Raw genomic sequence first — 20,717 nt, forward strand, 5'->3', positions numbered from 1 at the left:
GCGGCATCATACCCCGGTCGGAGCCCGGAGTCAGCGCGCGCCCCGCAATCGCGCCAGAAGCGCCGGCGTCGGGTAGCCATCGGCGATCTGGCCGGCACTCAGCTGGTACTGGCGCACCGCCTCGCGTGTGCCGGTGCCGATGCGCCCATCGGCATCCTGGTCGTAGAAGCCAAGCACCTTCAGCCGCCGCTGCAGATCCTTGGTTGCGGCCATGTCCAGCCGCGGCGCGGAGACCGGCCAGTCGGCCAGGATTGCGTGGCGCCCCGCGATCCGGTCGCCAAGGTGGCCGACCGCAAGGGCGTAGGCGTCGGAGGAGTTGTATTTCTTGATGACGTCGAAATTCGCGGTCAGCAGCAGGACCGGGCCGCGATAGCCGGCAGGAAAGAACAGCCGCGCCTCACCCGAGGCGGGTAGCGCCCGCCCGTCGGCACGCCTGACCCCGGCCGCGTTGAAGGCCGAGAAGCTCGCCTTGTTGATGCGGTGATCGAAATTATCCGGCAGCTTCACTTCCATGCCCCAAGGCAAGCCCGGCACCCAGCCATAACCCTTGAGGTAGTTCGCGGTCGAGGCCAGCGCGTCGCTGGTCGAGGCCCAGATATCGGCATGCCCGTCTCCGGTGAAGTCGACGGCGTATTTCATGTAGCTCGACGGCATGAACTGGGTGTGGCCCATCGCACCGGCCCAGGAGCCCCGCAGTTCGCCACGTTCGACATGGCCCTTCTCGATCAGTTCGAGCGCCGTCAGCAGTTCGTCGCGGAAGAAGTCGCCGCGGTAGCCGATATGGGCGAGCGTCGCGAGCGAGCGGATCGTATCCTTGTCGCCCTTGAACGAACCGTAATTGGTTTCCATGCCCCAGACGCCGAGCACGATCTCCTTGGGCACGCCATAGCGCGCCTCGACCTGGGCAAGCGTGCTTGCATTGTCGGCGGCAGCGTCACGCCCGCGCGCAATCCGCGTGCCACCGACAGCGTTGTTGAGATAGGTCCAGATCGGCGCCGAAAACTCCGATTGCTTCTTCGTCAGTACGACGATCGAGGCGTCCGGCGTCACCCCACGAAGGGCGAGATCGAAGGTCTTGCGCGAGATGCCACGCGCCTGCGCCTGCGGCCAGAGCTGCTGCAGGAATGCGTCGAAGGACGCCTGGCCCTGCCCGGCGGTCGCCGCATTCGTGCTGTGCGAGCGCGCCGAGGCGTTGATCGAGCCTGTCGTCTGTGCCAGCGCCGGGGCGAGGCTGGCTGCGGCCACGGCGAGGACGAGAGACAGGCGGCGCATGGGCAAAAAACCTTGCTAGGACAGGCTGGAGATAAACGAGTTCAGCAACAGCGCCCGAACAAGGTTAACCATGGGTTAACGTAACGCATTCAGCGCGCGTTTCGGGTCCGCAGCACCTCTTCCCAGGCCAGGGCTTGCGTCACGATCTGCGTCAGATCGTCATGTTCGGGCTGCCACCCGAGTTCGGCGCGGATGCGGTCAGCCTTGGCAACCAGGGACGCCGGATCGCCGGCGCGGCGTGGCGAGAGCTTGACCGGGAAATCCTTCCCCGACACCTGCTTCACCACCTCGACGACCTCCTTCACCGAATAGCCACGGCCATAGCCGCAGTTCAGTGTCAGGCTGCCGCCATCATTGCGCAAATGATCGAGCGCCGCCAGATGCGCCCGCGCCAGGTCGGTGACGTGGATGTAGTCGCGCACGCAGGTGCCGTCGGGCGTCGGATAGTCCGTGCCGAAGATCTCGAGCCCGGCGCGCTGGCCGAGCGCTGCCTGGCTCGCGACCTTGATCAGATGCGTGGCGTTCGCCGAGGACTGCCCGGAGCGGCCGCGCGGATCGGCTCCGGCCACGTTGAAATAGCGCAGTGCGACATAGGTCAGGCCGTGCGCACGCGCGACATCGCCCAGCATCCACTCGCTCATCAGCTTGGAGCGGCCATAGGGATTGATCGGCGCAAGCCCGATCTCCTCGGGCACGGGGCTGACAGCCGGCTCGCCATAGACTGCTGCCGTCGAGGAGAAGATCACGTGCTTGACGCCACCACGCACTGCGCTCTCGAGCAGGGCCCGCGTCTTCACGGTATTGTTGAGATAGTAACCCAGCGGATCGGATACCGAATCGGGCACCACGATCTTGGCGGCAAAATGCGCGATCTCGGTGATGCCATGCTCGGTGATGACGCGCTCGACCAGAGCCTGATCGCCCATATCGCCTTGGACGAATGTCGCTTCCGGTGGCACGGCCCACCAGAAACCAGTCGAGAGATCGTCGAGTACGACCACCTTCTCGCCGCGATCGAGCAGCTCCAGCACCATATGGCTGCCGATATAGCCGGCGCCGCCCGAGACCAGAATCGTCATGTATCGCCTCCGATTGTCATCGCTCTGGCATAGGCCATAAGCAAAAAGGATTGACGACGCATCAAGCGCCGATTGGTATCACGAACGGGCTGGCCCGCCTTTCGCCAGAATTGCGCGACAGCTTGGCAACAGCTGGCATTGATCGGGGCACGCCGGCTTCCTACCCTTTGCCCTTCCGACGCAGGCGCACCAAGCTCGGTGCGCGAAATGGGTTTTTCATGACGAAACGCATCCGCAAGGCCGTCCTTCCTGTCGCGGGCCTTGGTACCCGCTTCCTTCCCGCCACCAAGGCGGTCCCCAAGGAAATGCTGACCATCGTCGACCGTCCGGTCGTCCAGCATGTCGTCGACGAGGCCAGGGCAGCCGGCATCGAGCATTTCGTCTTCGTCACCGGCCGCAACAAAGGCGTGATCGAAGACCATTTCGATCTGGCCTATGAGCTCGACGACACGCTGGCCAAGCGCGGCAAGATGAAGGAGCTGGAGGCGCTCAAGGCCGACCTGCCGCCGGCGGGCGCCGCGAGCTTCCTCCGTCAGCAGGCTCCGCTCGGCCTTGGTCACGCCGTCTGGTGTGCGCGCGACGTCATTGGTGACGAGCCCTTCGCCTTGCTGCTGCCCGACATGCTCCACCACAGCCTCGGCAAGGGCTGCCTCGCCGAGATGATCGACGCCTTCGAGAAGCATGGAGGCAACCACATGGCGGTGGCACCCGTGCCGGACGACCAGACCCACCAATACGGGATCGTCGGCGTCGAGGACGTGAAGGCCAAGGTCTCGAAGATCACCAAGATGGTCGAGAAGCCGGCAAAGGGCACAGCCCCCTCGAATCTCCACATCACCGGCCGCTACATCCTGCAGCCGACGATCTTCAATCTGCTCGCCAACCAGGAAAAGGGCGCCGGCGGCGAAATCCAGCTCACCGATTCGATGATCGCGCTGTCCCGCCAGGAGCCCTTCTACGCGGTTCGCTTCGATGGGGACATCTACGACACCGGTTCGAAGCTCGGCTTCCTGACCGCCAACATCGCCTATGCGCTCCAGCGCGGCGACCTTGGCCCGCAGTTGCGCGCGGAAATCGACCGGCTGCTTGAGGCCTAGCCGTTGCACGGCCATTCCCGGGTCAGGCCCAGGGCCGGCCCGGGAATCGGGAGACGATGAGATGGTCGGCTCAGAGCCGACCATCATGCCAAGCTTGGTTCAGAACTGCAGCCGCAGGCCGACCTGCGCGACATTGGCCGTGTAGTCCGAGCTCGGCGCAGTCGAGTTCAGGCGCTCATGGGTGAAACTCGCCCGCACGGCGAAGGTCCGCGTCAGCTTGTATTCGAGCCGGGCGCCGATGGCCGTATAGTCCTCGCGCAGCCCCTGCCCCTCATAGGTGGTGCGACCGAAGGTGGTGAAGCCGGTCACCGTCAGATTGCGGCGCAAGGCATGAGCAACTTCGAGATTGATCCGGCGCGCCCAGGTGCCGCTGCTGCCCGCAATCGTCGTGTCGCCAAGTTCAGAAGTGCCGCGCAGCGTCACCGTCGTCAGAGGCGTCGGCGTCCACAGGATCGCGGCATCGCCAACCATGCCGCGCAGGTTTTTCAGCCGGGGATCCTCATAGGCCCGGTCCTGATAGCCGACCGAGACTTCACCCGTGACCAGCCGGCTGATTTCGAAGGTGGAGCCGACACTGGCGGTGTGTCCGTTCGAAGAGCGCTCAAATCCATTGGAATCCACCCGCTGGTCGTACTGGCGCGTGTCGATCTCGCCCTGGATGAAAGGCCTGAAGCCCGGCGTCAGCTCATAGCCGGCCCGCAGCCGCAAGCCGTACTGTGTCTGGTTGCGGTCGGCCTGGCTCAGGGTGGCGCCGCTGATCAGCTTCGCGTCCTCGTAGTCCTGGCGGTCGACCGAACCCCGCAGCGTCAGTTGCAGACGGTTGATGTCATGCGTGACACCGGCCGAGCCGCCATAGAAATAGGTCAGCGGCCGGCCGACGACCGGCGCATCGAGATCCGGCGAGCCGGGACGCTGCGTATCGAGCCTGAAGCGACTTTCGAGCAGTATCCGGGTATCGCGGGCGGCATCGAGCCGGAGATCAAGCGCCCCCTCGCCATCCGGGCGCGAGGCTTCGCCGTCGCGGAAATACTCGGAATAGGCGCCGCGCAACCTGCCCCTCAACTGATGCACGTTCCAGTCCGACCGGATGCCGAGCTCACCTTCATAACGGGCAAAGCCTGAGCCCTGACTGGGGCCGGCGATGCGCTGCGGATTGCTGTCATAGCCAACTGAATTCGTCGTCGCCGGGGTCAGGGTGACATTGCCAAGCCTGAGTCCCAGCGGCGCGTAGGGGTCTTCCTCGACAAGCGAGCGCCGCCGCAGCGGCGGCGGAGCCGCCGGGCTTGGTGGCGGCAATGTCGAAACGGCCGGTTGCGGCGCACGGAACTGGCGCTGCGTGACGCCGCGCAGGCCTGGCGCCTGGACCGGGCGGCTGGCGCGCAGCGGCGCACGATTGGAAATCGTCGAAGGCTGGTTCTGGATCAGGGCGGCCGGATCACGCACTGCCTCGGGAATCGGCGAGGTCGCGTTCTGCTGTGCCGGATCGGGGGTTGGCTGGGCCTGGGCGACATAGGCGGGCACGGTGCTGCGCAGGTTCGGAGCCCGTGCCTGTTGCGCCCATGCCTCATCGATTGCAGGCCATGCCGCCGCAAGGCCTGCTGCCGCAACGCCTGTTAAAAGCACGGTCGTGACGCGACGGGACACGAGGAGAGCGAACTCCGGAACAAGCCAAGACGCGCCCGGATGGCGCGCATGGTTAACGGAGTTAGAACGAAGAGGGTTAACGTGCCGTCAATGTAGTCCAGCCGCGAGGCTTGGCGGTGGAATTCCCTGCCCTGCCTGTGCTAGACGCCCCAGCCATGACAGCCGATATCCGCGCCTCGGCGCTCCGCACCATCGCGACCGAGCGCACCGGGCTCGATACGCTTCATACCGCGCTCGCCAATGGCCTGGGCGAGCCCTTTGCCGCCGCCGTGGAGTTGATCCGCGCCGCCTCCGGGCGTGTCGTCGTCACCGGCATGGGCAAATCGGGCCATGTCGGGCGCAAGCTCGCGGCGACCTTGGCCTCGACCGGAACACCCGCACATTTCGTTCATCCGGCCGAAGCGAGCCATGGCGATCTCGGCATGGTCCAGCCTGAGGACGTCGTCATTGCGCTCTCCTGGTCGGGAGAGGCAGCAGAACTTTCCGCCATCGTCGCCTATACCCGCCGTTTCCGTGTCGGCCTGATTGCCCTGACCGCGAATGCCGAGAGCGCGCTTGGCCGCGAGGCCGACATTGCCCTCGTGATCCCGAAGGCGGAGGAAGCCTGCCCGAACGGACTCGCCCCGACGACCTCGACGACAATGCAGATCGCGCTTGGGGATGCGCTCGCGATCGCGCTGCTCGAGGCCCGTGGCTTTTCGCGCCAGGACTTCTTTGTCTATCACCCCGGCGGCAAGCTCGGCGCGCAGCTCAAGACGGTCGAGAGCATCATGCATCGTGGCGAGGCTCTCCCCCGCGTCGGCCTCAACACCGCGCTGCCGGATGTGATCGCGATGATCTCGGCCAAGGGTTTTGGCTGCGCGATCGTCACCGATCTCGAAGGGCGACTCGCCGGGATCGTCACCGATGGAGATCTGCGCCGCAAGCTCGGCTCCGGCGGCCCGACCGCCTTGCGCGCCCGCGACGTGATGAGCCCATCCCCGCGCCGCATCGCGCCTGACGCGCTGGCCGTCGAGGCCCTCGAGATGGTCAACCGGCTGCGCATCACGGCGTTGGTGGTTGCGGATATCGGGGCACGTCCGGTCGGCCTCGTCCATGTGCATGACCTGCTGACGCTCGGCGTCGCCTGAGCTGTCAGGTCAGCCGCTCGCGCAATTCCTTCGCGGCGTGCCGAGTGAAGGCTCGGACCCGCGCCGAATGGCGCAGATCGGGATGGGTCAAAACCCAGATCTCGGATGCAAGTTCGGGAACCGGCTCGCTCAGGCGAGCCAACCCGAGGGCTGGCTCGTCGCCGAGATAGCTCGGCAAAAGTGCAAAGGCTCCTGATCGCGCAGCAACCGCCGCTGCGAAGAACGAATCCACGGTTGCGCCGACCCGATCCGTCGGGACGTGATCCCGCAGCCAGCGCGCCGCCGGGGCGTGCATCAGGGCGGGCGCCAGGCCGATCCAGCGCCGTATCGCCAGAAGCTCGGCCATGTCTCGCACAACGCCATCGCCATTCGCCGAATAGGCTGCAAAGCCAAAGCGCCCGGCCCGCTGCCCGACCAGGGCCTCCGGCGGAGCGCGCGTCGGCCTGATTGCGACATCGGCCTCGTTGCGCGCCATATCGGCCATCGCGTTTGAGAATTGCAGCTCAACCGACATGTGCGGATGCTCTTCGGCGAAGGCGAGCACGATCGGCGCGACGATATAGGCGAGCGTATCGGCCGTCGTGACCTTCAGCGTGCCCCGCAGGCGGTTGTCCCGTCCGGCGACCGTCCGGTTCAGTTCATCCAGCCGCTGCTCGATGTCACCCGCGCGCTGGATGATCTCCTCGGCGCGTGCCGTCGGGACATACCCGTCCGCTCCACGCTCGAAGAGCGGATTGCCGAGGCGGCGTTCCAGCGCCCCGAGCCTGCGATAGGCCGTCGCCGGATGGGTCTGGAGCATCTCGGCCACCTGCTTCATCCGGCCGGCGCGCGCGATGGCGAGGATCAGGGCGAGATCGTCATGGCTCAGAATCGTCGTCGCATTCCTGCGAATGGATTTCGCGTATCAAGCATTTCGATTCGCATCATTGCAATCCAAGCTTCACGCATTCGCTCCCGGATGGAGCGCTCGCGCTACGAGGTTTGCGTCACATGACACGGCTGCTCTTCATCCAGGCTTCCCCGCGAAAGGGGGATTCGGCCTCGCTTTCCAGCGCACGGCACTTCCTTGGCTCCCTCCAGGCAAGGCTGCCCACACTCTTGGTCGATACGCTCGATCTCTGGACGGCGGATCTGCCGGAATTCGACGGCGCCATGCTCGCGGCGAAATATGCCCGCCTCGCAAGGCGCGATCTCGACGCCCCCGAACAGGCGGCCTGGCGGGTCATCGAAGGGATGATCGCCCGTCTCGCCGAAGCCGATCTCGTGCTGATCGCGACGCCGATGTGGAATTTCGGCATCCCCTACAAGCTCAAGCACTGGATCGACCTCATCACCCAGCCGGGACTTAGCTTTTCCTTCGATCCCGCGACGGGATACAGGCCGCTGCTGAGGTCGCGCCCGACGCTCGCCATCCTCGCAAGCGCCGGTGACTACAGCGAAGGGCCGAGCCGCGGCCGGCCCGATCTCGCGACGCCCTACATCAAGGCTGGCCTCGGCTTCATCGGCCTCAGCGACGCCATCGTGGTCGGCCAGGGGCCCACGATCGGCCCTGACGATGCGGTGGCGCAAGGCCAGGCGCGCGCGCATGCCCGTCTTGAAGAGATCGCCGCCAGCTTTGCGGCCACGGTCGGTGTTGGCGGAGAACGGCTCAGGAGCGCCTCATGACGACAGGCTGGGCCTGGATCGCCCTCGTCGTCTCCGGCATCGTCGATGTCGCCTGGGCGCTCAGCATGAAGAAGGCCGCCGGCTTTCGCGACCTGCCATGGGCACTCGCCTCAATGGCACTTCTGGTCGTCTTCGTCGTGCTTTTGATCAAGGCGCTGGACGTGCTGCCGCTCGGCACGGCCTATGCGGTCTGGACAGGCATCGGAGCGCTCGGCTCGGTGCTCGTCGGCATCCTCGTCTTCGGCGAGCCGGCCACGATCGCCCGTCTGTTCTGGATCGCGCTGGTGCTCGCCGGCATCATCGGCCTGAAAACGACGGCGTGAACGGGTTCCCCGCTCACTGCCTTTCGTAGAGCAGGCGCGCCCGGATCGTACCGTCGAGCGCCCTGATCTCGGCCAGGATGGCGTCCGCATCGGCACCGATGCGGTCGGCCTCCATCACGACATAGCCGATCTCGCCGTCGGTCTGGTAGTTCTGGGCGGAGATATTGACCTCGCGCCGGGCGAAGATGTCGTTCAGCCGTCGCAGCATGCCCGGCTCGTTGCGCTGGACATGGATGAAGCGCGTACCGATCGGCCGCGGCGCCAGTTGCACCTGCGGGAAGTTCACCGCACCGACGGTCGAACCGATATCGGAATAATCGACCAGCTTGCGCGCCACCTCGGCGCCGATGCGCTCCTGTGCCTCCTCGGTCGAGCCTCCGACATGCGGGGTCAGGATGACATTGGGCAGGCCCTGCAATGGCGAGACGAAGCGCTCGCTGTTCGAGGCCGGCTCCTTCGGGAACACGTCGACGGCGGCGCCCGCAAGATGGCCGCTGCGCAGCGCCTCGGCCAGCGCATCCAGATCGACGACGGTGCCGCGCGAATTGTTGATGAGATAGCTGCCCTTGCGCATCGCGGCGATCTCGGCCTTGCCGATCATGCTGTGGGTTGCGGGCGTCTCCGGCACATGCAGCGAGACCACGTCGCAGGCGGCGAGCAACTGCTTCAGGCTGTCGACGGGTTCCGTATTGCCGTGGCGCAGCCGGTCGGTGTGATCGAAATAGAGCACCCGCATGCCCATTGCCTCGGCCAGCGTCGAGAGCTGGCTGCCGATATTGCCGTAGCCGATGATCCCGAGCGTCTTGCCGCGCACCTCGAAGCTGCCATTGGCCGACTTGTCCCAGCCGCCGTCATGCGCCGAGCGCGACCGGTCGGGGATACGCCGCAGCAGCATGACGATCTCGCCAATGGTGAGCTCGGCGACGCTGCGGGTATTCGAGAACGGAGCGTTGAAAACCGGGACCCCACGCGCGCGGGCTGCCCCGAGGTCGACCTGGTTGGTCCCGACCGAGAAGCAGCCGACGGCAAAGAGGCGGCTTGCGCGCTCGAAGACCTCGGCCGTGAGCTGCGACCGTGAGCGGATGCCGAGCACATGCACCTTCTCGACGGCCTTGAGCAGGTCGTCGCGGTCAAGCGCCTTGGGCAGGCGGGTCATGTTGGTATAGCCGGCCTGGACCATCAGATCGGCAGCGGAATCATTGATGCCTTCAAGCAGCAGGACGCGGATCCGGTCCTTGGGCAGCGACAGGCGTTCGGTCTGGTCTGGCATGGTGCGCTTCGCTTGCGGCGGGAGTTCCCTATAGACCCCGCGCATCGATATGGGCACCCCGATTTCGCATCAGCGAGATGAGTTGACGGCGCAGCGTTCAGGCCTTCTCGACCACCAGCGTCGCACCATCGACGCGCACCACCCGCACCTCGGAGCCAGCCAGCAGCTCCGGCCCTGTGATTCGCCAGGATGAGTCGCCGACGCGGATGCGGCCCTCTCCGCCGGTCATGGTGGCGTCGAGCTTGAAGACCTTGCCGATCAGCTGACGCCCGCGATCGTTCAGGCCCTGCGCCGCATCGGGTTCATCCGACTTGCGCCTGGTCAGGGCCCGCCCCGCAAGGACACTGGCGACGGACAGGGCCGCGAAGATCAGCGCCGCGCCTTGCCAGCCCACGCCGGTCAGGCCAACCACGAGCCCGGTCAGCAGCGCGGCGAGGCCGAGCCAGATCAGGAAGACTCCGGGCGCCAGCAGCTCGCCACCAATCAGCACGAGGCCGATCACGACCCAGCCCCAGCCACCGATCGATCCAAACCATTCCAGCATCGTCATACCCTCAGGCGCCCGTCCGGCCGGAGGCAGGGACCGAGCCTGTGCGGCGCGCCTCGACCGCTTCCTCGCCGAAAACCGCACGGGTGAGCTGCGCGATGCCGCCGACGGTGCCGGCCAGCGCCGCCGCTTCGATCGGCACGATCACCACCTTGCTGTTCTGCGAGCTGGCAATGGCCTTGAGCGCATCGGTATAGCGCTCGGCGATCAGGAAGTTCGCGGCCTGGATATCGCCGCGGCTGATCGCCTCGCTGACCATGGCGGTCGCAGCCGCCTCGGCCTGGGCCAGCCGTTCGCGCGCTTCGGCATCGCGCAACGCCGCCTCCTTGCGGCCTTCGGCTGCAAGGATCTGCGATTGCTTCTGGCCTTCCGCCTTGAGGATCTCGGCCTGCCGCAGGCCTTCCGCCTCCAGCACCGCCGCGCGCTTCTCGCGCTCGGCCTTCATCTGCCGGTTCATCGCGCCGGCGATATCCGCGGGCGGCAGGATGTCCCGGATCTCGATGCGGGTGACCTTGACGCCCCAGGGCGAAGCCGCGGCATCCATCACCCGCAGCAACCGCTCGTTGATTTCGTCGCGATGCGACAGCAACTGGTCGAGATCCATCGAGCCGACGACCGTGCGGATATTGGTCATGGTCAGCACCATCAGCGCCTGATCGAGCGACGAAACCTCATAGCAGGCCTTGGCCGCGTCGAGCACCTGATAGAAGGCGGCGGCGTCGATCCGGACGCCGGCATTGTCCTTGGTGATCGCCTCCTGGCTCGGAATGTCGAGCACCTGCTCCATGACATTCACCTTGTGACCGACCCGGTCGATATAGGGCACGATCAGGCCGAGGCCCGCACCGAGCGTGCGAGAATAGCGGCCAAAGCGCTCGATCGTATAATTATAGCCCTGCGGAACGGTACGGACGCCGAGCGCGATCGTCAGGATGACGAGCAGCACCAGAATCACGACAACGATGTCGAAACTGAAGATCTGATTCATTTGGCTCCGCCAGTCCGCCGGTCACGCCCTGGAGTTTCATGCTCCGGCGCTCAAAAAGGGGCCCGAGGCCCCGATGCACGCAACCTGACGATTGCGACGATCATGTGCAAGCGGGGGCTGCATCGCTCAGCCTTCCAGGGCCTTTGAGACCCGCCGCATCAACTCGCCGACCATCGCGCATTCCTCGTCGCTGAGCACCAGCATCATGGCCTCGATGCGCTGGACATGGATTGCCATCGCCTTGCGCGTCAGCGCCTCGCCCTCGGGCGTCAGCCAGAGCCGGCGCACGCGGCGGTCAGCCTCATCGCCACGACGCTCGATCAGCTCGCGCCGCTCCAGCTCCGGCAACAGCATGCTCATTGCGCTACGGCCGACGAGCAGCTTTTCCGCCAGCGCCTGCTGGGTCAGGCCCGGTACATGGAAGACATTCGCAAGAACGTCATAATGCGCGAGCTGAATGCCGAGCGGCGCAAGCGCCTCGCTGAACACCTTCTTCCAGAGCGCATGCACGCGCGCGACCGCGATCCAGTTATGGAAGCGCGGCAGTTCCCAAGGGAGTACCTGCCTGTCCTTGGGCTGGGCCATGTCGGGGTTCGCGGAAATCGGCTCTTGCTTTTTGTTCATGGTTGAACATATTTGTTCAGCATTGAACGAACTAGAGGTCGCGCCATGGCCGGTTCAGCACTCCGTATCATTCGCCCGCTCATCCGCCTCTCGAGCTTCGTTGCACCGAAGACGGCCGGGCATCTAGCCTTCAAGGCCTTTTGTACGCCGCAGCGGCGGCAACAGGGAACCGCGAAACGAAAGGCGGCCACAAAGGCCACGTCCGAGCGGCTGGCCGGCGCGACACGCCACGCCATTCCCTATCCCTGTGGCTCGGTCACCGCCTATCTCTTCGAGCCGAAGGGGCAGCAGTCGTCGGGATCAGCTCCGCCGACCGTGATCCTCCTGCATGGCTGGACCAGCGAGGCCGCCTTCATGACCGCCTTCGTCGCACCACTGACCGCGGCCGGCTTTCGTGTCGTCGCCTATGATCTGCCCGCCCATGGCGACTCGACCGGCAGCGAGCTCAACATCCCGCTCGGTGTCGCCAGTCTTGCTGCGGTCGCGCGCGCCTTCGCACCGGTCCACGCCATCGTGACCCATTCCTTCGGTGGCGCGATCGCCATGGCGGCGCTCGCACGTACCGTTCCGGGGCAGCCCACAGTCACGGCGAACCGGCTGGCGCTGATCGCAGCCCCCTCATCGATTACAGAGATCACCCGCCAGTTCGGCACGACGATCGGTCTCGGCCGGCGCGGCCAGGCGGCGCTGGAACGGCGCATCCATGTCGTTGCCGGCAACCCGGTCGAAGCCTTCGAGGGCCGTGAGCAGCTCGCAGCGATCGCCAAGCCGACGCTGGTGATCCATTGCCGCGACGACCGGGAACTGGGCTTCCACCATGCCGAAGCTCTTGGGGCGGCTGGCCCTTGCGTCACGCTGGAGCCCATGAAGGGGCTCGGCCACCGCCGCATCCTGCAAGCGAAGGCAGTGGTCGAAAGCGTTAGCCGGTTCGTGGCCGGTTAGGCTTCTGCGCCTGCATCGCCGTCACTCCGGGCAAGGCGCCTTGGCAGCGCCGATCCGGAAGGATCGAATCCAGGTCTCGGCTGCACCGCGGCCGCAATGGCTACGGGAGGCACGGTGCGAAAGCGCTACACCCAGCCCATCAGCTCCCGGCGCACCACGGCCTCGATCACCCTGATCCCCTCATCCGAATCGTTCAGGCACGGCAAGTAGGCGAACTGCTTGCCGCCATTGTGCAGAAAGATCTCGCGGTTCTCGACATCGAGCTCTTCCAGGGTCTCCAGGCAATCCGCCGAGAAGCCTGGCGCAACGATAGCGAGCGATTTCGTGCCTGCTTCCGCCAGCGCCTTCACCGTCTCGTCGGTATAGGGCTGCAGCCACTCATCGGGCCCGAAGCGCGACTGGAAGGTCAGGCGGAAGCGCTCTTCCGGCAGGCCGAGTTCATCGCGCAGCAGCCGCCAGGTCGTGACGCACTGGCAGTAATAAGGATCGCCCTTGAGCAGATATTCCTTCGGCATGCCATGGAACGAGCAGAGGATCACCTCCGGGTCGAAATCGAGCCTGGCGAGCGAGGTGCGCATCGAGGCGGCAAGCGCCGCGACATAGACGGGATCGTCATGATAGGGCGGCGCGACCCTGACCGCGGGCTGCCAGCGCATTTGCATCAGCGCCCGGAAAGCCTGGTCGCAGGCGGTCGCCGAGGTCGGCGCCGCATATTGCGGGTAGAGCGGCACCATCAGGATGCGGTCGCAGCCCTGATCCTGCAGCGCCTTCAGCCGGCTCTTCACATCGGGAAAGCCGTAGCGCATCGCCCAGTCGAAGACGATGCGCTCGCCGGCGAAGGATCTCAGCCGCTCCGCGAGTTGCTCGGTCTGCGAGCGCGTGATCGTCTTCAACGGTCCCTCATTGCGCTCCTTGTTCCAGATCGAGGCATAATCCTTGCCCTTCCGGCCCGGCCGCGTCGTCAGGATGATGAGGTTGAGCAGCGGCCACCAAACCCAGCGCGAGGTCTCGATCACCCTGCGGTCGGACAGGAATTCCTTGAGATAGGCGCGCATCGGCCAGTAGCCCGTGCCCTCCGGCGTGCCGAGATTCATCAGCAGCACGCCGATGCGCGGGCCGCGCAAGGGCGGGTGATCGGAAGGCAGCTTTGCGGAGAGCGGGCCAGCGGCGGAGTGGGTCTGGACTGTCATCGATCCCGGACTTTCGTTTCTTCGTGATTTAGACGAGTTAGAGCTTTCGTCCAGCCATCAACGCCCGGGGTGCGACATCGGCACCTCTGCATGATCGGCTAACCGTTTCCGCTGGCCAGCGGCACGCGGTTTGCTAATCTGGATTTCTTCTCAACAGGGCCTTGCTCCATGACCAAGCTGACCCGACGCCGCGCTCTCGGCGTCCTTGCCGCCCCGGCCGCACTTGCCGCCACCGCGCCGGTTGCCAGGGCGCAAGCTCCGGCCCCTGCCTTCACGCTGCTGCTGCTCAACGACATCTACAAGATGAGCGACGACAAGGGCCGCGGCGGCTTCGCCCGCGCCTCTGGCATCGCCAAGGCCGAACGGGCCCGCGGCGTGCCGGTCCTCTTCTGCCACGCGGGCGACTGCTATTCCCCCTCCCTGATGTCGGGCTTCGACCAGGGCGCCCATATCGTCACGATGCAGAACAAGATGGGCATCGACGTCTTCGTGCCCGGCAACCACGAGTTCGACTTCGGCCGGGATAACTACCTCAAGCTCACCGCGGCCCAGACCTACCCGACCTTTGCCGCAAACCTGCGTGACGCTGCCGGCAATGCGCTGCCCGGCCACAAGGACTCGCAGATCTTCGAGCTCGGCGGCATCAAGGTCGGCGTCATCGGCACCACCTACGATCCAACCCCGCAGCTCTCCAATCCGGGCGACCTGAAATTCTCCTCGACCATGGAGGCCTTGCGGCGCGAAGCGCGGGCGCTGAAGTCGCAGGGCGCCGATATCCTCGTCGGAGTCGTCCATGCCGACCGCGCCACGGACTTGGCGATCGTGCGCTCGCGCGTCGTCGACATCCTGCTGACCGGGCACGACCACGACCTCGCCATCGCCTATGACGGCAAGGTCGTGATGGTGGAATCGAACGAGGAGGGCAATTACGTCACCGCCATCGATATCGCCGCGAAGGTGACCGGCGAGGGCACCAATCGCCGTGTCGAGTGGACGCCGACGTTCCGGGTCAACGATTCCCGCGCTGCGACGCCCGATCCGGAGGTCGCAGCGATCGTCAAAGGCTACGAGAGCGAGCTTTCCAAGGAACTCGACATCGAAATCGCGACACTCGCGGCCCCGCTCGATTCCCGCACCAGCGTAATCCGCACGCAGGAGACCGCGATCGGCAACCTGATCGCCGATGCGATCCGCGCTGCGACCGGCGCTCAGCTCGCCATCACCAATGCCGGCGGCATCCGCGCCAACAAGCAATACCCCGCTGGCCACAAGGTCACCCGGCGCGACGTGCTGAGCGAACTGCCTTTCGGCAACGCCACCGTGATGGTCGAGATCACCGGCAAGGACGTGAAGGACGCGATCGAGAATGGGCTGAGGGATGCACCGCAAGGCGCAGGACGTTTCCCTGTGGTCTCTGGGCTCAGCTTCGAGGCCGATCTCAAGCAGCCGCAAGGCTCGCGCGTCACAGCGGTCACAGTCGATGGCAAGCCGATCGAGCCCACCGGCAAGTACACGGTCGCCTCCAACAACTTCATGCTGGATGGCGGCGACGGCTACACTGCGCTCGGCCGCGGCCGGACGCTGATCGGCCTGACCGACGGCAAGCTGATGGCGAACGAGGTCATGGTCTATCTGCGCCGGCTCGGCACGGTCGACGCCAAGGTCGAGGGACGGGCCGTCCTGAAGTGAGTGGTTATGCGGCGGCGCTGACGCGCTTTCTGGCAAGTCGGGCAAGCAAGGACTGGCGCGAACTCGCTGTCTTCCATCCCGGCGGTGCAGCAGCGCGGGCAGCCGCGGCTGCCGATGCCGAGCGCGCGGCGGGGCATATCGTGGCGCCCGCACCCGAACGGCTGCTCGCGGCCCTGGCGGAAACGCCGTTCGAGACAGTGCGGGCGCTCGTTCTCGGCCAGGACCCCTATCCGACCCCGGGCCATGCCAATGGCCTTGCCTTCTCCTATGTCGGCCCGCCGCCGCTGCCACGTTCGCTGGTCAATATCTACAAGGAGCGAGCCGAGGATCTCGGCCAGGTCGCACCGATCAGTGGCGACCTGTCCTCCTGGGCCTCACAGGGCGTGCTCCTGCTCAACACGGCCCTGACGGTGCGGGAAGGCGCGAGCAAGGCGGGCTCGCATCTCTCGCTCGGCTGGGGCGCGGTGACGGATGCGATCATCACCGCTGTCTCGACCTCGCGCCCGCATGTCGTTTTCCTGCTCTGGGGCGCTCCGGCCCAGGCCAAGCGCGGCCTGATCGATGAGCGCCGGCATCACGTGATCACCAGTGCGCACCCATCGCCGCTTTCGGCGCGGCGAGGCTTCTTCGGATCGAAGCCGTTCAGCCGGGCGAATGCGTGGTTGGTAGCGAAGGGCGAGGCGCCGATCGCCTGGTGAATGGCGCGACGCCGTAGGATCGTTTCAAAGCGCGCCGGCCCGTGCCGGCGGACGCGGCCGCCGAGGAGCGGAGTGCAGCTATCCCGTACGCTGGCACCGGAAACGCCGGGCCGTCGCGTTAGATCACACTACGTTTGGACGGAATCGTCCAAACGTAGAAAACGTGATCGAATCTAATAGTTTAGAGCATGCTCTATGCGAAAATCCGCCGGGGTCGTGGATCTGGAGCCGCTGCTACCCCACCGGCCGCTCGTCGGCGATGACCTTCCCGTCATTGGGCAATGCCCCGAGCGGCAGGATCTCCACCGCTCCCTTGAGCTTCGTCACCTGCTGCAGGGTCGAGGACATCGCATCGACCAGTCCGGCCGGTTCGGCATAGATCTCGGCCTTGAGCGTCATCGTGTCGAGCTCATTGGCGCGGCCGATGACCAGTCGGAGCTTGGCGATCTCCGCGTGACGCTTGGCGATCTCGGCAACCTGCTCGGGGCGCACGAACATGCCCTTGACCTTGGCGGTCTGGTCGGCGCGCCCCATCCAGCCCTTGATGCGTGTGTTGCTTCGTCCGCAGGCGCTTGTCCCCGGCAGCACAGCCGTGAGGTCCCCGACTGCCAGCCTGATCTGCGGGTGATGCGGATCGAGATTGGTGACGACGATCTCACCAACCTCACCCTCGGCGACAGGATCACCCGTGCCCGGCCGCACGATCTCGACGATCAGGTTCTCGTTCAGCAGCATGCCCTCGCGCGCCGATGTCTCATAGGCGATGATGCCGACATCGGCGGTGGCATAGAGCTGATAGGCATCGATGCCGCGCTCCTTGACCCAAGCCTGCAGTGAGGGCGGGAAGGCGGCCCCCGACACCACCGCACGCTTGATACAGGAGATATCGACGCCGCGCGCCTCGGCGGCTTCGATCAGGATCTTCAGGAAATCCGGCGTGCCGGCATAGGCCTGCGGCCGATAGGCCGAGATCACCTCCATCTGCTGCTCGGTATTGCCCGGCCCCGCCGGTATCACGGCGCAGCCAAGGGCGCGTGCAGCGGAATCCATAATGAAACCACCCGGCGTCAGGTGATAGCTGAAGGTATTGATGACGATATCGCCACGACGGAAGCCGGCCGCGAAAAGCCCGCGCGCCGCGCCCCAGGGATCAGCTCCCGTGCCCTCGGGCTCGAAGATCGGGCCGGGCGAGGTGAACAACCGGCCAAAGGACCCGGGTGATGCCGGAACGAAACCGCCGAAGGGTGGGTTGCCCCTGTGCAGCGCCGGCAGATCGGCCTTGCGGAGCACCGGCAGGCGTGACAGCGCGTTGCGATCGGTGATCGCCGCCGGGTCGAGTCCTTTCAGCCGCTCGGCATAGGCGGGCGCGGACAAGGCAGCCTCGAGCACGGGCCTCAATCGCGCGAAGAGATCGGCTTCGCGCGCGTCGGAAGTGCGGGTTTCGAGATCGTCGAGATGATCGCTCATCGCTTTTGTCCTTGCGGAGCTTGGCTCAGCGGATGATGCGCAGGATGCGCAGGAAATTGAGCAGGCCGACGAGGGCGCCGGCCACATAGGTAAAGGCGGCCGCCCTCAGCACTCCGCGCGCTGCCGGCAGGTCGCGCCCGTCGAGATAGCCGTCCCCTGACAGGATCGGCAGTGCCTTGCCGAAGCTGGCGTCGAACTCCAACGGCAGCGTCACGAGATGCACGACGAGGCCGACGCCGAGCATTGCGATCGCGATACCGGCCTGCATCAGCCCGATCGCGGGAACATGGGTGACAGCCATCACCAGCGGCGCAGTGATCAGGATCGCCATCGCGACCTTGTCGAAGACGCCGAGGAAGCGCGCCAGCGCGGTACGCCAGGCAAGGAGCGAACTGCCTTGCGCGTGCTGGATGGCATGCCCGACCTCATGCGCCGCCACCGCGACGGCCGTGATCGAGCGCCCGTCGTGATTGTCAGGCGAGAGCCTGACCGCACGCGCATCGGGGTCGTAGTGATCACCCGACGCCGTGGTCTCGACCGCGACGGCCCCAAGCGAAAAGCGGTCGAGCAGGTGCCGGGCAAGCTCGCCTCCGGTTCCCGGCAGATCCGGCCGGGCGGCCGCATGCTTGCGCATCTGACTGCGCACCCAGGCCTGCGGTCCGAAGATCAGCGCGATCAGCAGCACTGCGAGCACGAGATAGAGCATCTGACCGCGTCCGCCTTGTCCGGCTCACGAGAGCCAGCGCTTGCGGCGCTTGTAGCTCTTGACGTCGCGGAACGATTTCTTGTCGCCCTCGGCCACGCCCAGATAGAACTCCTTCACGTCCTCGTTTTCGCGCAGCATCTGCGCCTCGCCGTCCATGACGACACGGCCGGTCTCCATGATGTAGCCATAGGTTGCGTAGCGCAGCGCCATATTCGTGTTCTGCTCGGCGACGAGGAAGGAAACGCCGTCTTCCGCATTGAGGCGACGGACAATCTCGAAAATCTCCTCGACGATCTGTGGCGCGAGCCCCATCGACGGCTCATCGAGCAGGATCATCTTGGGCTTCGACATCATGGCACGGCCGACTGCGCACATCTGCTGCTCGCCGCCCGAGGTATAGCCGGCCTGCGAATTGCGCCGCTGCTTCAGGCGCGGGAACAGCTCGTAGATCTTTTCGAGGTCACGCCTGATCGCAGCGTTGCCGTCGCGCCGGGTGAAGGCGCCGGTCAGCAGGTTCTCCTCGATCGAGAGATGGCCGAAGCAATGGCGGCCCTCCATGACCTGGATGCAGCCGCGCCGGACGAGTTCGTTCGGCGACATCCGGTCGACCCGCTCGCCATCGAAGACGATCGAGCCCTTGGTGACCTCGCCGCGCTCGGCCTTGAGCAGGTTCGAGATCGCCTTCAACGTCGTGGTCTTGCCCGCGCCATTGGCGCCGAGGATCGCGACGATGCCCTTGCGCGGCACATGAAGGGAGACGCCCTTGAGCACCAGGATGACGTGATCGTAGATCACCTCGATATTATTCAGCGACAGGATGGTGTCCGTCGCGGTCGCGGCAGCAGGCTTTTCGAGGGTGACGGTCGACATCTCGTGCTCCTTCCTTCTCCCCATGAGCGAGAAGGTGATCCGGCGTAGCCGGGTCGGATAAGGGAAGGACGGATGAGAGAAAGAACATTTCCCTCATCCGCCTCACTTCGTTCGGCACCTTCTCCCCCCGAGGGGAGAAGGGTTCTCGTCACATCAGGACGACTTCTCGCAGGGCTCGGACCGCTTCGGCCAGCCGGCATTCTTCTCGGCATAGTCCTTGGCGTTGGCCTCGATCAGCGGCCGAACCTCTTCCTTGAGAGGATCCATCCAGTCGGAGGCCTTGGTCCATTTCGTGCCGTCCCATTCGGCGACATAGGCCTTGTGGTGGCCGGAATGGTCGGTGCAGGCCACCTTCACCGGCGCGGCAAAGCCCTCCATGCCAAGTTCCTTCAACCGCGCCTCGGTGATGTTCAAGGTCTCCAGGCCGCGGCGCATATCCTCGCCGTTGATCACCTTCTTGCCGGTGAGCCGCTGCGCATTGCGGATGGCCTCGGCGACCAGCATCGAGTTGTAGACGCCGCGGTTGTAGAGGTTCTCGCCGACCTTTTCCTTCGGCGCCAGGCTCTTACCCTTCTCCACGACATGTTTGATGATGTCCTGGACCACCGGGAAATTCGCTCCGGCCTGATGGAAGCTCAAGGATTTGTAGCCCTTCGCCTCGGCGCCGCCCGCGCGCGCGTCGTCGTCACCGCCGGCCCACCAGACGCCGACCAGCTTGTTGATCGGGAAGCCGTTCTTGATCGCCTCCTTGACCGCGGTCGGGTTCATTGCACCCCAACCCTGATTGTAGAGGAAATCGGGCCGGTCGCGGCGGATCGAAAGCCAGAGCGAGCCCTGGTTCTGCATGTCGGCCGCGGCGACCGGATACAGCTTGAGCTCGAAGCCGTACTTCTTGGCGAGGTTCTCGAGCACCGGGATCGGCTCCTTGCCGAAGGGCGCATCGAGATGGATCAGGCCAAGCTTCTTGCCCTTGAGCTTGTCCATGCCGCCGAGTTCGTTGGCCATATGGCGGACCATGACCGAAGCGCCGTCCCAATAGGTCAACGGCGGGATGAAGACCCAGGGGAACTGGTTGCCGTCAGCCGAGGCCGAGAGGCCATAGGCCATCGACAGGATCGGGATCTTGTCGATATGGGCGCGCGGGATCGCAGCGAGCGTCGCACCGGTCGACCACGGGCTGTAGACGACGGTGTTCTTCGATTTCGCCTGCTCGTAGCACTCGATCGACTTTTTGGTGTCGTAGCCGGTCTCGCACTCCTCGAAATTGATCTTGACGCCACCGATGCCGCCATCGCGCTCGTTCAGCATCGTGAAATAGTCGCGCATGCCGTCACCGATCGGGATGCCGGAGCCCGAGAACGGCCCGGTGCGATAGGCATTGTTGGCGACATAGATCGAGTCCTGGGCCGAGGCTGGCGCGACCGCGGCACCGGCCGCGAGCAGAGCGCCGAGCGCCGCTCCCTTCATCAAACTGGTCTTCATCATCTGCTTCCTCCGTGGTTGCATCGGACGACGG

At 65.5% G+C, this 20,717-nt stretch carries 20 protein-coding genes; 7 read left to right on the forward strand and 13 right to left on the reverse strand.

The window, feature by feature from the left end; all coding sequences use genetic code 11:
* Window positions 1–30: 30 nt before the first annotated feature.
* Together FG93_RS06850 and galE are read right to left on the reverse strand one after the other, a co-directional pair.
* Window positions 31–1,272: a lytic murein transglycosylase gene (locus FG93_RS06850; protein WP_043233190.1), complete on the reverse strand. Its 1,242-nt coding sequence runs from the start codon at window positions 1,270–1,272 to the stop codon at window positions 31–33.
* A gap of 89 nt (window positions 1,273–1,361) precedes the next feature.
* Complete coding sequence (gene galE, locus FG93_RS06855) at window positions 1,362–2,351, reverse strand: UDP-glucose 4-epimerase GalE (RefSeq protein WP_043233192.1); 990 nt, start codon at window positions 2,349–2,351, stop codon at window positions 1,362–1,364.
* A 218-nt stretch (window positions 2,352–2,569) separates the two neighbouring features.
* On the opposite strand from galE, the gene FG93_RS06860 reads away from it, so the two are divergent.
* Window positions 2,570–3,448 carry a UTP--glucose-1-phosphate uridylyltransferase gene (locus tag FG93_RS06860; RefSeq protein ID WP_043233272.1) on the forward strand — a complete coding sequence of 293 codons (879 nt, stop codon included), beginning with the start codon at window positions 2,570–2,572 and terminating at the stop codon, window positions 3,446–3,448.
* A gap of 99 nt (window positions 3,449–3,547) precedes the next feature.
* Here the strand turns inward: FG93_RS06860 and FG93_RS06865 are convergent, their stop codons facing one another.
* Entirely contained in the window at window positions 3,548–5,092 is a 1,545-nt protein-coding gene (locus tag FG93_RS06865; RefSeq protein WP_081881355.1) for an outer membrane beta-barrel protein, read from the reverse strand.
* 155 nt (window positions 5,093–5,247) lie between these two features.
* Between FG93_RS06865 and FG93_RS06870 the strand changes: the two genes are divergently transcribed.
* Complete coding sequence (locus FG93_RS06870) at window positions 5,248–6,222, forward strand: SIS domain-containing protein (RefSeq protein ID WP_052513446.1); 975 nt, start codon at window positions 5,248–5,250, stop codon at window positions 6,220–6,222.
* Window positions 6,223–6,226: 4 nt separating this feature from the next.
* Here FG93_RS06870 and FG93_RS06875 read toward each other — a convergent pair whose 3' ends face one another.
* Window positions 6,227–7,114 carry a LysR family transcriptional regulator gene (locus FG93_RS06875; protein ID WP_348270469.1) on the reverse strand — a complete coding sequence of 296 codons (888 nt, stop codon included), beginning with the start codon at window positions 7,112–7,114 and terminating at the stop codon, window positions 6,227–6,229.
* A gap of 98 nt (window positions 7,115–7,212) precedes the next feature.
* Between FG93_RS06875 and FG93_RS06885 the strand changes: the two genes are divergently transcribed.
* Together FG93_RS06885 and FG93_RS06890 are read left to right on the forward strand one after the other, a co-directional pair.
* Window positions 7,213–7,887 carry an FMN-dependent NADH-azoreductase gene (locus FG93_RS06885; RefSeq protein ID WP_052513447.1) on the forward strand — a complete coding sequence of 225 codons (675 nt, stop codon included), beginning with the start codon at window positions 7,213–7,215 and terminating at the stop codon, window positions 7,885–7,887.
* A complete protein-coding gene (locus FG93_RS06890) occupies window positions 7,884–8,210 on the forward strand; it encodes a multidrug efflux SMR transporter (RefSeq protein ID WP_043233195.1) in 327 nt (108 codons plus the stop codon). The genes FG93_RS06885 and FG93_RS06890 overlap by 4 nt, the downstream gene beginning before the upstream one ends.
* 13 nt (window positions 8,211–8,223) lie before the next feature.
* Here the strand turns inward: FG93_RS06890 and serA are convergent, their stop codons facing one another.
* From serA to FG93_RS06910, 4 genes are all read right to left on the reverse strand, one after another.
* Window positions 8,224–9,480 (reverse strand): phosphoglycerate dehydrogenase, encoded by a 1,257-nt coding sequence (gene serA, locus FG93_RS06895; protein WP_043233276.1) that lies wholly within the window; start codon window positions 9,478–9,480, stop codon window positions 8,224–8,226.
* A gap of 97 nt (window positions 9,481–9,577) precedes the next feature.
* Window positions 9,578–10,024, reverse strand: a complete 447-nt coding sequence (locus FG93_RS06900) for an NfeD family protein (RefSeq protein WP_043233277.1) — start codon at window positions 10,022–10,024, stop codon at window positions 9,578–9,580.
* 10 nt (window positions 10,025–10,034) lie between these two features.
* Window positions 10,035–11,015 carry an SPFH domain-containing protein gene (locus FG93_RS06905; protein WP_043233196.1) on the reverse strand — a complete coding sequence of 327 codons (981 nt, stop codon included), beginning with the start codon at window positions 11,013–11,015 and terminating at the stop codon, window positions 10,035–10,037.
* Between the two features lie 126 nt (window positions 11,016–11,141).
* Window positions 11,142–11,600: a MarR family winged helix-turn-helix transcriptional regulator gene (locus FG93_RS06910; RefSeq protein ID WP_043233278.1), complete on the reverse strand. Its 459-nt coding sequence runs from the start codon at window positions 11,598–11,600 to the stop codon at window positions 11,142–11,144.
* Between the two features lie 84 nt (window positions 11,601–11,684).
* Here FG93_RS06910 and FG93_RS06915 point away from each other — a divergent pair, with 84 nt between their 5' ends.
* Window positions 11,685–12,581: an alpha/beta fold hydrolase gene (locus FG93_RS06915; RefSeq protein WP_043233197.1), complete on the forward strand. Its 897-nt coding sequence runs from the start codon at window positions 11,685–11,687 to the stop codon at window positions 12,579–12,581.
* A gap of 125 nt (window positions 12,582–12,706) precedes the next feature.
* Here the strand turns inward: FG93_RS06915 and hemH are convergent, their stop codons facing one another.
* Window positions 12,707–13,771, reverse strand: a complete 1,065-nt coding sequence (gene hemH / locus FG93_RS06920) for a ferrochelatase (protein WP_043233198.1) — start codon at window positions 13,769–13,771, stop codon at window positions 12,707–12,709.
* 168 nt (window positions 13,772–13,939) lie between these two features.
* Between hemH and FG93_RS06925 the strand changes: the two genes are divergently transcribed.
* Window positions 13,940–15,460 carry a bifunctional UDP-sugar hydrolase/5'-nucleotidase gene (locus FG93_RS06925; RefSeq protein WP_043233200.1) on the forward strand — a complete coding sequence of 507 codons (1,521 nt, stop codon included), beginning with the start codon at window positions 13,940–13,942 and terminating at the stop codon, window positions 15,458–15,460.
* Window positions 15,457–16,158: a uracil-DNA glycosylase gene (ung, locus tag FG93_RS06930; RefSeq protein WP_043233202.1), complete on the forward strand. Its 702-nt coding sequence runs from the start codon at window positions 15,457–15,459 to the stop codon at window positions 16,156–16,158. The genes FG93_RS06925 and ung overlap by 4 nt, the downstream gene beginning before the upstream one ends.
* 234 nt (window positions 16,159–16,392) lie before the next feature.
* Here the strand turns inward: ung and FG93_RS06935 are convergent, their stop codons facing one another.
* From FG93_RS06935 to FG93_RS06950, 4 genes are all read right to left on the reverse strand, one after another.
* Complete coding sequence (locus FG93_RS06935) at window positions 16,393–17,625, reverse strand: phenylacetate--CoA ligase family protein (protein ID WP_043233204.1); 1,233 nt, start codon at window positions 17,623–17,625, stop codon at window positions 16,393–16,395.
* A gap of 25 nt (window positions 17,626–17,650) precedes the next feature.
* Window positions 17,651–18,331, reverse strand: coding sequence for a zinc metallopeptidase (locus FG93_RS06940; RefSeq protein ID WP_043233205.1), 681 nt, complete (start codon window positions 18,329–18,331; stop codon window positions 17,651–17,653).
* Window positions 18,332–18,355: 24 nt separating this feature from the next.
* The gene (locus FG93_RS06945; RefSeq protein ID WP_043233207.1) at window positions 18,356–19,201 is read right to left on the reverse strand and encodes an ABC transporter ATP-binding protein; all 846 of its coding nucleotides are present in this window, start codon (window positions 19,199–19,201) and stop codon (window positions 18,356–18,358) included.
* A gap of 153 nt (window positions 19,202–19,354) precedes the next feature.
* Window positions 19,355–20,686: an ABC transporter substrate-binding protein gene (locus tag FG93_RS06950; protein WP_043233209.1), complete on the reverse strand. Its 1,332-nt coding sequence runs from the start codon at window positions 20,684–20,686 to the stop codon at window positions 19,355–19,357.
* Between the last annotated feature and the right edge of the window lie 31 nt (window positions 20,687–20,717).

This window comes from Allobosea sp. LC85 (assembly GCF_000735605.1).
In the GTDB taxonomy this organism is placed as follows: Bacteria; Pseudomonadota; Alphaproteobacteria; order Rhizobiales; family Beijerinckiaceae; genus Allobosea.

Coding starts and splice junctions, on each gene's coding strand:
- FG93_RS06850 (WP_043233190.1), bottom strand. CDS start 1,272: ATGCGCCGCCTGTCTCTCGTCCTCGCCGTGGCCGCAGCCAGCCTCGCC.
- galE (WP_043233192.1), bottom strand. CDS start 2,351: ATGACGATTCTGGTCTCGGGCGGCGCCGGCTATATCGGCAGCCATATG.
- FG93_RS06860 (WP_043233272.1), top strand. CDS start 2,570: ATGACGAAACGCATCCGCAAGGCCGTCCTTCCTGTCGCGGGCCTTGGT.
- FG93_RS06870 (WP_052513446.1), top strand. CDS start 5,248: ATGACAGCCGATATCCGCGCCTCGGCGCTCCGCACCATCGCGACCGAG.
- FG93_RS06885 (WP_052513447.1), top strand. CDS start 7,213: ATGACACGGCTGCTCTTCATCCAGGCTTCCCCGCGAAAGGGGGATTCG.
- FG93_RS06890 (WP_043233195.1), top strand. CDS start 7,884: ATGACGACAGGCTGGGCCTGGATCGCCCTCGTCGTCTCCGGCATCGTC.
- serA (WP_043233276.1), bottom strand. CDS start 9,480: ATGCCAGACCAGACCGAACGCCTGTCGCTGCCCAAGGACCGGATCCGC.
- FG93_RS06900 (WP_043233277.1), bottom strand. CDS start 10,024: ATGCTGGAATGGTTTGGATCGATCGGTGGCTGGGGCTGGGTCGTGATC.
- FG93_RS06905 (WP_043233196.1), bottom strand. CDS start 11,015: ATGAATCAGATCTTCAGTTTCGACATCGTTGTCGTGATTCTGGTGCTG.
- FG93_RS06910 (WP_043233278.1), bottom strand. CDS start 11,600: ATGGCCCAGCCCAAGGACAGGCAGGTACTCCCTTGGGAACTGCCGCGC.
- FG93_RS06915 (WP_043233197.1), top strand. CDS start 11,685: ATGGCCGGTTCAGCACTCCGTATCATTCGCCCGCTCATCCGCCTCTCG.
- hemH (WP_043233198.1), bottom strand. CDS start 13,771: ATGACAGTCCAGACCCACTCCGCCGCTGGCCCGCTCTCCGCAAAGCTG.
- FG93_RS06925 (WP_043233200.1), top strand. CDS start 13,940: ATGACCAAGCTGACCCGACGCCGCGCTCTCGGCGTCCTTGCCGCCCCG.
- FG93_RS06935 (WP_043233204.1), bottom strand. CDS start 17,625: ATGAGCGATCATCTCGACGATCTCGAAACCCGCACTTCCGACGCGCGC.
- FG93_RS06940 (WP_043233205.1), bottom strand. CDS start 18,331: ATGCTCTATCTCGTGCTCGCAGTGCTGCTGATCGCGCTGATCTTCGGA.
- FG93_RS06945 (WP_043233207.1), bottom strand. CDS start 19,201: ATGTCGACCGTCACCCTCGAAAAGCCTGCTGCCGCGACCGCGACGGAC.
- FG93_RS06950 (WP_043233209.1), bottom strand. CDS start 20,686: ATGATGAAGACCAGTTTGATGAAGGGAGCGGCGCTCGGCGCTCTGCTC.